This window comes from Flagellimonas oceani (genome assembly GCF_011068285.1).
In the GTDB taxonomy this organism is placed as follows: domain Bacteria; phylum Bacteroidota; class Bacteroidia; order Flavobacteriales; family Flavobacteriaceae; genus Flagellimonas; species Flagellimonas oceani.
The window spans coordinates 3,816,186-3,831,364 of record NZ_CP049616.1 but is presented as its reverse complement, the minus strand read 5'-3'; the positions used below and the strand labels follow the sequence as shown (position 1 = coordinate 3,831,364).

The window sequence follows — 15,179 nt, the reverse complement described above, 5'->3', positions numbered from 1 at the left end:
ATGCAGACCAAAAAACCTCTACTATTACTTGCCTTTTTGTTACTTGCCCTCTCTGGAATTAGAGGACAGGAAGAAGGAAACTATGTACCCTATAACGTACCTTCACAAAACCTATTAAAGTTCAACCGGTTCCTTCTGAACCCGACTTTTTCCACGGTTAGGGAAGACAAATCGTACATCAACCTGTTTCATAGAAACCAGTCGGTATCTTTTGATGACAACAATCAGGTGTACTTTTTGAGCTATAGCGGTAGGGTAAGCGATAGAAGCGGTGTTGGTCTAAGTTTATTTACCAACCGAGAAGGCTTGTTCAACAATTTTGGAGTGCATGCCAATTATGCCTACGGCATTCGCCTGAGCCAAAAGAGTACATTTACTTTTGGGGCCAACGTAAGCTATTACCAAAGTGCATTTAATCAGGATAGGGCCAATTCCGTAGATTTTGACCCATTATTGGGCTCTTTGGAAAGCAGTTCATTGGTGAGCTTTCAACCAGGTTTTAACTTTTCCATAGGCAAGTTCGATATCGGTGGTTTTGCTGAAAATCTCTTTGACTACAATTTAAAAACCAGCGAATCGGTAACGGATTTCAACGAAAAAACCTACTCCGGACATTTACAATATACCCATCAGTTTGAAAATGCAGGAGGAATAATGGAACAGGCAAGATTAATGCCGTTGGCCAGAGTCCGCAAAGTAGGGGAAGAAACCATAACCCTTGGCGGAAACTTGATTCTTGACCTGCCAAAATTGGGCTGGGTACAAGCTGGTTACGATGATTTTTATGGCGCTTCGGCCGGGCTTGGTTTTAACCTTACCAAAAATATCTCATTGGGTTATACGGTTGAAAAAGGACTTTCCAACGAATTTGAAAACTTCGGGGTTACCCACGAAATCTCATTGGCATATTCCTTTACTCCCAACCTTACCGAAGACCGTGTGATGTTGGAAAAAGAAGGCGAAGAATTGGTCTCCAATGACGAGGACGTTCCACAGGATAGTTTGAACATTACCGATAAAGACCTCGAAATTGCCCGCTTGCAAGATAAGCTTGCCGAAAACGACGCCATTTTGGATGAATTGTTGATGCGTCAAGATTCCATAGAAACAACTCGTAAAAAAGACTTGGAGAGGCGTTTTGAGACCGTAATGAAAATGGTTCAGCGCGAAACCCGAGGTCAAAATCCGGCATTGGAGGAAAAAGCCAAAGCGGTATATTTTGCCAATATGGACAGCGCGGATATCGTGACACGCAGAAAACAACCTTTGGCCAACCACGGTCTATCCAACAATACCTCCACTAAAAAGGTTATAAAGATCAATGAGGCCAAGGACAATACCAGAGCCACATATGCATCGAACACCACTTCTGAAAAAGACAATACCTACAGGCCTGCCAAAAGTAAAAAAACAACTGGGTTCAAATCCCATGCCGTTCCCAATGTAGAGAGCGGACATTACCTGATAGCCAATGTGTTCAGGGACACCGATAACTTAAATGCCTTTATTGAAAAACTTAGGGCCCAGGGCATAGATGCCGATTATTTCCAAAATCCAAAAAATGGGCTTAACTACGTTTACATCGGTGATTTTGGCAACAAAAAGGATGCATTGGATGCCTACCACAACAAAATGAACGGTACCTACCAAGGCGATGCCTGGGTAATGAACGTAAACGGGGGCAATTCCCAAATTGCAGGATACTCGGGAGAAGCCGCCAACCGTAATTCCAATTCCAAATATGGAAGCAACCAATTGTCCAAGAATGTGGCCGGTAATTCCAACGGGAACCGCCACGTGGTCATTAGAAGTCAGTCCGGCGACGGATTACCAGAAGGATATTATATAATCGCCAACGTCTTTGACAATTCATCAAGCGCAAAGCAATTTGTAAAAGAACTGAATTCCAAAGGGTTGCACGCCAGTTATTTTGTAAGCCCTGCAGATAAAAACAGGTATGTGTATTTAAAGAGACACGAGACCTGGAACAATGCCCTAACCTCTTATTATACCAAATTGAACGCATCGTATGACGACGATATGTGGATCATGCGCATAAAAAAACAAACTTAACCATTAACTATAACCACCATGCTTATGAAAATAAAACTACTCAGGTGGGGCACAATTACCTGTATGTTGCTATTGGGATATACGGGTATTTCTCAAATAAAGAACAATTTAGATGTACGCTATGAAAATCAGCTTAAGGGAGACCTTACCTTTATAGCAAACAATATTGTAAACAGGGACAACAGTTCCAACGACCCGGAAGACCCTTACAACGTAACGGGAACGAGTTCATCGTACAACGATGACCTCAACATGCAGTACATAGATATTGATGGAGATCCATCCACCTTTAGCTCAAGTAGTGCAACATTGGCCGTTCCGGACCCCAGTTGTTCCAGGATTCGCTATGCTGGACTTTATTGGTCCGCTGTTTATCTGGACTCCAACAGAAGTAGCGATTTTAATCAGATCAAGTTCCGGGTTCCCGGGGGATCGTACCAAGATATTACCGCAGATGAAATCCTGTTCGACGGCGAGGGGGATTCCGACTTTGGAAACTATGCTCCTTATGCATGTTACAAAGATGTTACCGATATAGTCACCGCATTGGGAAATCCCGATGGGGAATACTTTGTGGGGAATGTTCGTGCAAGTTCAGGGGACGATGTACAAGGTGGTGTTTCCGGTGGTTGGACCATGGTAGTGGTTTATGAAAACCCGACCTACCCGGGAAAATTCATCACAACTTTTGATGGTTATGCCGGTATTAAAGCAGGGGAGACCGTTGATATTCCCATTGATGGGTTTACCACATTGCCAGCTCCTTTTCCGGTAAGGGCAAAATTGGGCGTAGCCACCTTGGAGGGAGATAATAGGATAGACGGAGATCAATTGGCCATCATGGCCGACAGTAACAGTACGTTTCAAACCTTGTTCAATACGGTAAATCCGTCCAACAACTTCTTCAACAGTAATATTACCATTGAAGACAACATCATTACCACAAGAAACCCCAACAGTATCAATACACTGGGGTGGGATGTGGACCTCTTTACCATTCCCAACCCGAGCAATAATGTTATTCCGAACGATGAAACAGGAGCCACGCTTAGGGCTTCGTCATCAGGAGATAAATATGACATCTTTTTTACCTCTTTGGATGTTGAGATCATTGAACCTCAAATAAACCTTGGTAAGACCGTAGAGGACATTTCCGGAAACGACATCACTGGGCAAGGAGTGCACTTGGGACAATATCTGGATTATGTGCTTACCTTCGAAAACGTAGGTAACGATGATGCCGTAAACTATACTATTAGGGATGTCCTGCCCATTAACGTTACCCTTGATGAGTCCAGCATAATAATGCCTTCCGATGTTACCTATACCTATGATCCGGCTACCCGGACCATAATTTTCAGCATACCTGATCGCTATGTTGAAGAAAATGATCCAGCTGCAACCATCCGCATGCGCGTGCAAGTGGCCGAAAACTGCTTCGATTTTATAGATGCCTGTACCGATATAATAGAAAACCTTGCCTATTCCACCTATTCGGGTGCAATAAATCAAGCGCCGATAACCGACGACCCCAGTGTGTACGATTTTGATGGCTGTGGATTTCCCTATCCAGGAGCTACCAACTTTTTGTTGGACGACCTAGAGGCCTGTAACTTTACCCGTACCGTTCAGCTTTGTGGGGACAACGTGCTCTTGGATGCAGGTGACAATTTTGATAATTACATCTGGTACCGCGACGAAAACGGAAACGGACAAATAGATGTTGGTACCGATACCGTGATCACGGACAGTGATTCCGACAACGACCCAAGTACCATTTTGGTAGGTGAAACCGGAACATATATTGTGGACAAACAGGTGGCAGACCCCTGTAAAGATTTTGCAGAAATAATCAATGTGGAGCTTTTTGGTTCTGTACAGTCCAACCCTATAACCGCATTGATCAACGATACCTCCAACACCATTGATGGCGCCATTGATATTTGCCCCAACGATGGTAGTGAACTTCCGGAAATATTCCTTTGTGGATTAAACGATACCGAGCTCATCCAAATAAACATCCCCGATGCCACAAGCATAGTTTGGGAACAACTGGACGAGACCAGTTGCGGGGCATCCGTTGATGGTTGTGCCAACACCAATACCGATTGTACCTGGAACATGGTCGATACCGGCAACGATTTTTTGGCAGAAAACACAGGCCAATACAGATTGGTCATCAACTATCAAAACGGATGTTTTAGCAGATTTTATTTCAACATCTATAAGAACCCTCTAAATCCCCAACACACCTCCAGGGACATTATCTGCGATAACCCAGGAAACATCACTGTGACCAATATGCCCTTGACCTATGAGTTTCAACTTGTAGATCAAAATACGGGCAATGTACTGGTTCCTTACGGCAACGCTACCAGCTTTGATATAGCCGATAGCGGCGTTTACATGGTAGAAATGAGACAACAGGGAGTTACCGATGGGTGCGTTTTTGTTTTGGACAACATCGGTATCCGCGAAAGGAACTTCGAAGTGGACATTACAGCCGTCAACACCAGCTGCAACGAACTGGGCGAAATATCAATTTCTGTACTGGATGTGGAACCACAATACTACTATTCCATCTCCAAAGATGGTGAAGAAGTGGATTCACTTGGCCCTTCTGATGACAATAACCACACCTTTGAAAACCTAAGCAGCGGTGTGTACGATGTTGAAGTAACAACCGATGACGGTTGTTCCTATACAGAACAAGTAACCATTCTTGACGAAGCAGACTTGGAGCTTGATGCAAGGGTTTCACAACATATTACCTGCAGGGAAGGAAACATTTTAATGTCATCCTCCGGAGGCAAAACACCTCATCGTTACGCCATTTGGTCCTTTGTGGATAACAACGGTGTCACACAAATTTCATATCCCGACCCAACCGATATTCCACCGTCCGAATACCAGACCGAACAAATTTTTGATGTTGTGGGTGCAGCAGGCGCGGGTACCTACGTTTTTATCGTAACGGACCGAAACAACTGTCATGCCTTTTCTGAGCCCGTTGAAATTGAATTTAGGCCAGCTGCGGAATACAATGCAACATCTGTTATGGATGTATTGTGCTACGGTGAATCCACCGGAACCATTACTTTTAATTTGGTAGATGATAATGGGTATCAACTCACCTATTATCTATTTGATGCTACCGGCTTTGATGAGGACAATTATGACTTTGCCAATGCCTTGGCCACCAATACATCGGGTAATTTCCCAGGTCTTGGTAGTGGTGACTACGTAGTGGTCATCAACCAAAGAAAAGGTAGTGCATCTTGTGATTATTACGAGTACCATTCCATATCCGCACCGACCAATGCCTTGGACGCAGAGGTTGAGATTGTACAAAACTATACCTGTACACAACTTGGAGAAGTTAGAATTTTCAACGTACAAGGTGGCAACGGTCCATACGAATATAGTATTGATGGCATAAATTTTATTTCTGATTCTGGTACTTTACTGGAAGAATCCTTTGGCAACTTAACGGATGGTACCTATACCTTGACGGTAAGAGACCAAAACGGATGTACGTTTGCCGATTCGGTGACCATACCCCCGTTAAATCCCCCATCAGATTTAAGCTTTGCGGCAACAATTCCCGGATGTCCTGATCAAACTTCGGACGTAACGGTAACAGTGGCCGATGGGACCGCAGCCTTTGTTTTTGAAATAATTGCGCCAACATCCGTACCTGCCGATTCCGTATCCGGAGACACCGCCACCTTTAACGGTCTAGACCCGGACACATACACATTTAGGGTTACTGATGCCAATGGTTGTGAATATACAGAAACCTATACCATTTTGCCTATAACGCCGATTGGTGTGGTTGGTCAAGCTACTGCCAATATCAGTTGTGTAAATACCGCTGATGGCGAGGCCCTTTTCACAGTTTCTGGATTCAACACCTCCTATAACTATTCCATAACCGGACCTTCTGCATATACCAATACAGGAACCGCAGAGACCAACGGAACCATCTCTTTAACCAATCTAGAGGACGGAACTTACACCATTACGGTTACCGATACCGATACAAATTGTGTTGATACCACTACGGTTACCATTGCAGCGCCCCCTGCACCATTGACCTTGAGCATAACTGAAACACCTCCTACCTGTATTACGGATGGAAGTGTAACCTTGACAGCTTCAGGAGGATGGGGAGGATATGATTACTCCATTACCTATCCTGTAAGCGGAACAACTTACACAAACGCCACAGGAGTGTTCAATAATCTGGATGAATCCGGCACATACAATGTATCCGTGACCGATGCCAATGGATGTCCGGTGACCGATTCTTTCCTGTTGAACAACTTTACACCACCAACCGCAAGTGTTGATGCTACCTCCGATCTATGTTATGATACCGCAACAGGAGCTACCGTTGTAGTTGGTGTTTCCGGGGGAACCGCTCCTTACTCATACAGTATAAATGGCGGACCGCTTCGTAGTTCCAATACGTTCAACAATCTTGTGCCCGGCACCTATACTTTTACCGTTGTGGATGCGAATGGTTGTTCCGATGATATTGATACTCCTATTGTTGTGCAGCCACAATTGACAGCGAACCTGTCCTTGGACAAAGACCTTGATTGTACAATTAATCCAGATGCCGAACTGGGGTTGACCGTAAACGGTGGCTACCCACCATATACCTACGAAGTCAATATTGATGGAGCGGGATACACTCCTTATGCAGGGGCTTTTCCATATACAACCTCTTCGGACGGAACCTATCAATTTAGAGTTACCGATTCCGAAGGATGTGTGGTCGAGACCAATACGGTTACTGTAACCCCTGCCGACCCGCCTGTGATAAGCAACATAACGCCTACGGACATCCTATGCCATGATGAAATTACAGGGGCATTGGATATCACCATAGATACATCTGTCGGAGTGCCTCCATATACCATAAATGTAGTAGAGACCATAAGCGGAACAGTTTATGGAACCCAGACCACAGGGTTGCCTGCAGGTTCGTATGAAGTTACTGTTACCGACAGTAAAGGTTGTGAATCGGCTCCCTATCCTGTAGTAATTTCTCAACCAGACCCTATTGTTTATACAACCACCGATGTTCCAATACAATGTGATGCTTCTGGAGGCACAAACCCTGGTTCCATTACTGTTTCAGGTGTCTCGGGTGGTACTCCTGAGTATACCTATATTTTAAGTGCCAACAATGGATTGCCCTCTCAGACTTATACTACGACCTCAGGTGCCAGAGACCATACCTTTACCGTGTTGGAATTTGGAATCTATCAAATTGATGTAGTAGATGCCAATGGCTGTTCTTCATTCACAACGGAAATCATAGCATCACCCCCGAACGATTTGAATATTGATGTTAGCACTACAACCGTAGACTGCTCCTCTGGTGGAACAGCCGTTGTAACCGTAGATTCATCCGTAGGGGTGGGCAATTACCAATTTGCCATATTGGAAACGTATTCAGCTCCATATTCCAGCAGCTATCAAGCACCGGATACGTCCGGAGGAAGTACCGCTACCTTTATCGGGCTTACCCCTGGAATTACCTATACTTTTGTGGTTTTTGATAATATTACCAACTGTTACTACTTTGAAGAAGCTGCTGCACCTATCAACACTCCTTCACTAATGACGGCGAATTTGGCCGACGTAAACAATGTAAGTTGTACAGGTGCCGCTGATGGTAATGTTTCTTTCTCCTTCACTGGCTTCGATGCTTTAGCTACTGGCGTTGAGTATGAAATTTTCAATAGACAATCCAATGTATCAACAGGCTTCTCGGGAATAGAAAGCGTCAATCCACCAACCGCTGTATCGGTCACAGATGTTGGTTTACTTCCTCCTGGAGAGTACTATGTTTTGCTTACCGAAATTGGAGGTCCCAACAATGGATGTTCCATAAATGGAGGGGCATTTACCATTCGCCAATCCGCCAATCCTTTGGATTTGGATGTTGACAGTCCACAAAACGATAACTGTAACCCTAATATGGGTATCATTACAGCTACCGGAAGATTTGGTACAGCTCCTTATGTGTATCAGTATTTACCGAATACAGCTCCTGCTCCAGACGCAACTAGTTCCGGATGGACCACCGATACATCTGTTAATGTTGAAGGAGGTGATTACATAATTTATGTAATGGATGCTTATGGATGTATTGTCAATAAACCCATAACCGTAGATGACGACCCCACACCAACCATATCATTGACCAGCAATCAATGTGCTGGAGACGAGGGAACATTCAACATTACGGTAACCTTGGACAATGTGGGCGTTGGTCCATATTCCGTGAGCCTAAATGGTGGGGCCTATCAACCAACAGCGATGGCAAATGCGGGTGATACCCATCAATTTACCAATTTATCATCTGGAAATTATACCGTTGCAATAAGAGATGTAAACGGATGCCAGGATACACAGACCATAACCATTGAGCCACCAATATCACTGACCGCATTGCCAACAGTAATGCCAAGTTGTACTATGGGTGATGGTCAAGTTACCCTTACCGCATTTGGTGGTTCCGGTTCGTACGAATATGAACTGTTCTATGCCTCCGGCCCCGACACGGGATTAAGCGTTACGGGAAGTGCACAACCATCCAATATATTCAATGGATTGGATGCCGGTTTATATGATGCCGTAGTTTATGATACCACCTTATCTGGATGTAGTGCCACTACAAGTGTGGAACTTGAACTACCAACACCTGTATCCTTTACCTTGGCCGTTACCAATGTTACCTGTGCGGGCGACAGTGACGGAACAATACGTGTTACTTTGGGCCCTGGTTCCGACAACCCGATATACGAATATGAACTCATCGCAATTAGTGGAGGTGCTGTAAATCGTCCATTACAACCCGATTCCTTTTTCCAAAATCTGCCAGGTGGAGTTTATGATGTTCGTGTGGTTTCCGGAAGAGGGTGTGAACTCGTAAATCAAATAACAATTACCGAACCCGCACCTCTAGATGCCGCTGTAACGGGCATTACACAATTGACTTGTGATGCTAACAATGGAACACAACAGGCAGAAATAGAAGTGACCATTGCTACGGGAACAGGAACACCAACGTATTTCTATAGTGTCAACGGTGGTGCCTTTACAGCTACCGGAGGAAATGTTTTCACCTATACCACAACATTGGATGGAACCTATGATATTGTTGTAAGAGACAGCAACGGATGTACTTTTCCATTGCCAACACAGACCATAGATCCATTGCCACAAATGAGTCTGTCCATAGCCAATGTGGTTGATATCACCTGTAGCAATACTGGAGAAGAAATCACGGTTATAGCCAGTGGACAATCCACTCCGGACGACTTGACTTTTGAAGTTTTGGAAACCGGGGATAGCCAGACCGTAGCAACGGACAGGGCTACCTTTACACTGCCAAATCCCGGTGATTACACCATTCAGGTGACCGATAACGGTACTGGATGCTACGAATTTATCACACACCGAGTGGAGCCATACGACCTTATCGATGTGGAAGCCGTGGCCTCATCACCAGCGATGTGTTTTGATGATGCAGGAGAGTTGACCATAACCGTTTCCAACTACAATGGTCCTTTCGATTATAGTGTGTTCAGGGCCGATGGTACACTTATCGTATCCGCAAGTGAAAACACTGCAACAGGTCCATTTCCAGTAACACACCCCGATTTGATCGGTGGTAATTATTATGTTGAAGTTACCGCGACAGGTACCCCATTTTGTGATGCCACATCAGGTACGGTGACCATAGTTTCACCAAGCGCTGAGCTTGATTTTACACCACAACAAGTGGCCAGCGTCACCTGTACCGATGATCTTGGTGAAATTCTTGTAGCTCCGGTAGGCGGATATGCCCCATACGATATTGTTTTGACCAATATGAACACAATGCAGGTCTACACCATCAATGATGTACAAAGCCATGTGTTCACTGGTTTGTCTGCAGATGATTATACGATTAGGGTTACCGATACTGGCGGCTGTTTTGAAGATAGAACGCTGACCTTGTTACCACCAGCCCCAATAGTAGCGGATATCAATGTATCCACCACTTTATTGGATTGCCTTGGAGATGAAACTGCATCCGTTTGGGCGGATCCAGTAACCGGAGGCAGCGGTTCCTATGATTACCAATTGAACTATTACGATGAAACAGGAACTACCATTATATTTACCACAGGCTCTCAAAGAAGCAACATATTCAATAATTTAGGTGCTGGGACCTATAGTATTACCGTTACCGATAATTGGAGCTGTAGTGATACAACAGACCCCGTTACCATTTCGGAACCAACTGAAGTAAGAGCGTCTCTGATCAAACTTGCGGACCTAACGTGTTTGACCGATGGAAGCATGCGTTTATCAGCAACCGGTGGAACAGCTCCCTATCAATATTTTGATGAGGATACTTCAACTTGGATAGATTTTGATAATCCTACCTATCACGAATTCTTTAATCGGGGAGCTGGTGAATATCAATTTGAGGTGAGGGATTCCAATCAATGTACTGCCATGATTTCCAATCAGGTCAGTCTAAGAGAACCTCCTGCTTTGATCTTGGAAATTGACGATTCTGCGGCCTTTATCAACTGTGCCGGAGAAGCCACTGCTACTATTCTTGCACGTGCAACGGGTGGTCTTGGCAACTATAGCTACGAATTGTTCAACGATCCCGGTTTCAGTAATTTGGTGGATGGACCTAATACCACAGGAAGATTCGATAATCTAATGGCCGGTGAATACTATGTTAGGGTAACCAGCGAGGATTGTATTGAAGAATCTCCTATCATTCCTATAGAAGATCCAGCTCCTTTGCAGGTTGAAAGACAAGAATCTACCGATATTACCTGTGCCGGAATGGAAGATGGTACCATTTCCGTTGAGGTATCGGGTGGAACAGGTGAAATTTTATACGCCATTTCACCAAACCTAAACAGATTCGATACCCAAAATACCTTTACCGATTTGGCTCCTGGTATCTACGATGTCATTGCTCAAGATGTGAACGGATGTTTCATGACGTTCCAATTTGAACTTGAGCAACCAGAACCTATTGTTGCAGAAGCCATCAATATTATCGATGAGGTATGTTTTGAAAGTGGCGATGGTGCTTTCGAACTACAAATTTCTGGAGGAACAGCTCCTTACGAAACCAGTTTGAACAGTAGCGCGGATGCTAATTTTGTGCAAGATCAGACCTTGTTCCAAAATTTAACTGCCGGAACACATGTGGTATTCATCAGGGATGCCCAAGGTTGTGAAACCAATGTTATCGTGGAAATAGACCCAGGTGTTGTACTGGCTGCCACCGTTACACCCATGTACGAGTGTACCGGAAACATCCCCAATAATTCATTGAACATTGTTTTGGAAGATGAATCCATTGCCGGTGACCTAATGTATGCCCTGGATTCCACCGACCCGGCAGATATGCATTTATCCGCTGACTTTACGAATATGGCCCCAGGCGACCATTACCTCACCATAGCACATGCCAATGGATGTATGGCCACTTATGACTTTACCATTGATGCTTTTGAACCTTTGGTATTGACATTGGAGAACAGAACAATCAACCAGATTACGGCAATTGCCGAAGGCGGGGTAGAAGACTATACCTTCTACTTCAATGATGTGGACTATGGAACGGACAACACGTTCTTTATTAGTAGCACAGGAACTTATACCGTAACCGTAATAGATCAGAACGGTTGTGAAGCCACTGCGGAGATCTTTATGGAATTCATAGATATCGAATTCCCGAACTTTTTCACCCCAGATGGCGACGGTCGCAACGACTTTTGGATACCTGACAACATTGAAGGGTTCCCGGACGTACTAATCAAGATTTATGACCGTTATGGTAGAGTAGTGGAAGAGATGACCCGCAACATTAAAGGTTGGGACGGAAATTACGATGGTAATCCATTACCTACCGGAGATTACTGGTATGTTGTCCAACTTGAGGGAGCACAGGACGACAGAGAGTTTGTTGGTCACTTTACATTATACAGAGAATAACACTTAACCTGCTTTAACCCCATGCAAAAAAGAATATACGTAACAATCTTATTGTTTTCCTTGGTATTTTGTGCCAAGGGACAAGAGTTGACCGTACCCCAATTGTCCCAATATATCGCCGATAATCCATTTTTAATGTCGCCTACCTATGCAGGTATCGGTGATCATATAAAAGTTCGTTTAAACGGTCTTACGCAATGGGTAGGGATAGAAGATGCCCCCGATACCCAGACCTTGGCCGCCGATGCCAGAATTGGGAATAGATCCGGAGTTGGTATGCTTTTGTACAACGATAGTAATGGATATACACGGCAAAGAGGCGCAAGGGTATCTTTTGCGCACCATTTAACGTTGGATAGGTACGACGACATTTTTCTCTCTTTTGGTATCTCCTACAACTTTAACCAGTTTAGGATCGATGTGGAGCAATTCAGGGAAAATAACGGTCAATTGCCCGCGGACGATAAGGCGACCACCAACCACAATTTTGATTTGGGCGTGCTTTATCGCTACGACAAGTTCTTTTTTAGTGCCAATGCAGGCAACGTACTGAACAAGGATCTCTCCAATTTCAATACCGATATTATTACCATAGAGCCCAATAAGCTCAGAAACTATTATGTTTATTCCGGTTACAGCTTTTCCAAGAGCAAGAACAGTAAGTTGGAAATTGAACCATCCGTATTCTTTCAGTGGTTCGAGAGCGATGGCCGTTCCGTTACCGATTTGAACGCCAAGTTCCGTTTCCGCGATTTTGAGGATTATTACTATGTGGGCCTCACCTACCGTTTTTTGAACGATCAATTAGGGGAACCCTTGTACATTGCCCCCATAGCCGGACTTAAGAAAAGTAATTTCTATTTTGGTTATTCCTATCAAGTGATCACCAATGAGATTTTGGGATATAGTACAGGTACACACGTTGTTACCGTGGGAATGGACCTTTTCCAAGGAATAAGTAACTGTAGATGTATGTATTGATTTAATGTGTTTTGACGTATTTTTACCCTTTCTTATAAATCACAGTTTTGGGAAAGATCAGGTTAAAGAACATTAGAATACATTCCAACCACGGATGCCTAAAGGAAGAAATGCTCATTGGGAGCGATTACAGGGTAGATCTTGAAATTTCTGCGGATCTTTCCCAACCTGCAGTCTCCGATCAGTTAAGCGAAACTGTGGATTATGTACATCTTAACAACATCATAAAAGAAGAAATGAAAGTACGTTCCAATTTATTGGAACATGTGGCCAAACGTATTATTGATCGTATTTTCAAAGAAATAGAAGAAGTGACCGAAGTCGAAGTCGAAGTTTCCAAGATTAATCCGCCCATCGGTGGTGATGTGGAAAGTGTTTCGGTAAAATTGAAAATTACTCGATAAACCGCTGATAATTAAGCACTGATTAAAACATTGTTTTTATATTTTTGTTGTTATCAACATAAATGGCATTGTGGTCGAATTGGATAGACAAAGTCCCGCAAGGATTTTTATGGTGGTTCGAGTCCACCCGATGCCTCAAAATCGTTGCATGAATATTTAGATTATTTCAATCCAGATATTCATAAAATATTTTTAGCTTTGCGATCCCTTTGGCATCGTGGCCGAGTGGCTAGGCAGAGCTCTGCAAAAGCTTGTACAGCGGTTCGAATCCGCTCGATGCCTCAAAACCCAGTACTTAGTGCTGGGTTTTTTGTTTACAGGTGCTCTATCCGTTCTATTCGTTCTTGAAGATCAAATCGATCGCTCGGCAAAAAACCTTTGCTTATGAGTACTATGCCACAAATGATCAAAACTATTCCCAATCCTTTCTTTATCAAAACAATACGTTCTTGGGTCAGGTATTTTTTTAATTGTTTGGCCAATACAATTTTTATTAGGTCCGTTGCAAAGTAGACCACCAGTACGGTACCAAAAAACACCGTCATTCTATTGGGATCGTTCTCCAAACTGGGCCCAACTACAATTATGAGCCCTAACCAAAAAGCCAATACTCCTATATTGATGAAATTGAGAAGAAAACCTTTAACCAATAAACCCAAATACGTTCCCTTGGAGGCCTTTACATTGGTCTTTTTTTTCGTTTTTTTCACAAAAAGAAAAATCCCGTATACCAATAAAATCATTCCACCAAAAACAAATAATCCAGGTTCGTTGCTCAAATTTTCCAATAACTGAAAACTACTGAAATAGGCGATGAGCAGAAAAACAATATCGGCAAATATTACTCCGATATCCAAGCTCACACCTGCCCTAAAACCTTTTGTGGCACTGGTTTCCAATAAAACAAAGAAAACAGGTCCGATCATAAAGCTCAACAAAAATCCCAAAGGGATGGCAGCTTGGATATCATCAATCATTTTTAATTCACTCTTTTTATTTTTCCTCCAAAGAGGGTATGCTCGTCCATTTTTTTTGGATCTCCATATACCAGCACTTCCCCTCCGGCCTTAACATTGGCCTTAACATAGTCGGTTGCATAAATTTCTGCGTTACCGCCTGCATTTACGCTTATGGTGGTAAACTTTGTTTTAAAGTTTCTACCACTGTACTCACCACCGGTGTTAATGATCACATCTTGATTATTGGAAAAGCCGCCGGCAAAAACTTTACCCCCCGAAACTGCCTTTATCAGCAATTGGTCCACTTCGCAGTTGATCTCGAGTTCCCCGCCCTCCTGTGACTTAAGTTCCAAAACTTTTTGCACATAGGTATCGTCGGAAGATATTCTGGCATCCTCGTTAACATCTATGATCACCAATTCTTCGGAATGATACAAATCTACATAGGTCCTATATCCACTGAATATTTTAACGATCTCCATTCGGATCTTTAAAACACCTTCGTTGTTTACGATGGCCACATTGGAGGTATTGGCGCCGGTGATGACCGCCTTGTTTTCGTTGGATCTAATCAAATTGATGGAAATACCATCAAACCCCTTTACTTCTGTAAATTTTTGTAGGTTTTGGGTTATGGTAGCATCCTGGGCTTCAATATATTGAAGGGATAGGAACAAAATAACAATCGTAATAATTCTCATGTTATAAAAATTTGGTTCTCAATAGG

6 protein-coding genes and 2 tRNA genes are annotated in these 15,179 nt (G+C 43.5%); 6 read left to right on the top strand and 2 right to left on the bottom strand.

From position 1 onward, the window contains the following. The 6 genes from GVT53_RS17270 to GVT53_RS17245 all read left to right on the top strand — a co-directional run bounded on the left by GVT53_RS17270 (position 1) and on the right by GVT53_RS17245 (position 13,775). A complete protein-coding gene (locus GVT53_RS17270) occupies positions 1-2,073 on the top strand; it encodes a PorP/SprF family type IX secretion system membrane protein (RefSeq protein WP_166249731.1) in 2,073 nt (690 codons plus the stop codon). 24 nt (positions 2,074-2,097) lie between these two features. Further along, positions 2,098-12,108, top strand: coding sequence for a T9SS type B sorting domain-containing protein (locus GVT53_RS17265; RefSeq protein ID WP_166249730.1), 10,011 nt, complete (start codon positions 2,098-2,100; stop codon positions 12,106-12,108). A gap of 21 nt (positions 12,109-12,129) precedes the next feature. Then, positions 12,130-13,089, top strand: coding sequence for a PorP/SprF family type IX secretion system membrane protein (locus GVT53_RS17260; protein ID WP_166249729.1), 960 nt, complete (start codon positions 12,130-12,132; stop codon positions 13,087-13,089). 47 nt (positions 13,090-13,136) lie between these two features. Continuing rightward, positions 13,137-13,493 (top strand): dihydroneopterin aldolase, encoded by a 357-nt coding sequence (folB, locus tag GVT53_RS17255; protein ID WP_166249728.1) that lies wholly within the window; start codon positions 13,137-13,139, stop codon positions 13,491-13,493. Between the two features lie 64 nt (positions 13,494-13,557). Next, a tRNA-Cys gene (locus GVT53_RS17250) sits at positions 13,558-13,629 on the top strand. Between the two features lie 75 nt (positions 13,630-13,704). Then, positions 13,705-13,775, top strand: a tRNA-Cys gene (locus GVT53_RS17245). A gap of 32 nt (positions 13,776-13,807) precedes the next feature. Here GVT53_RS17245 and GVT53_RS17240 read toward each other — a convergent pair. Together GVT53_RS17240 and GVT53_RS17235 are read right to left on the bottom strand one after the other, a co-directional pair. Then, the gene (locus GVT53_RS17240) at positions 13,808-14,470 is read right to left on the bottom strand and encodes a LysE family translocator (RefSeq protein WP_166249727.1); all 663 of its coding nucleotides are present in this window, start codon (positions 14,468-14,470) and stop codon (positions 13,808-13,810) included. A 2-nt stretch (positions 14,471-14,472) separates the two neighbouring features. Beyond that, entirely contained in the window at positions 14,473-15,153 is a 681-nt protein-coding gene (locus tag GVT53_RS17235) for a head GIN domain-containing protein (RefSeq protein WP_166249726.1), read from the bottom strand. Positions 15,154-15,179: the final 26 nt, after the last annotated feature.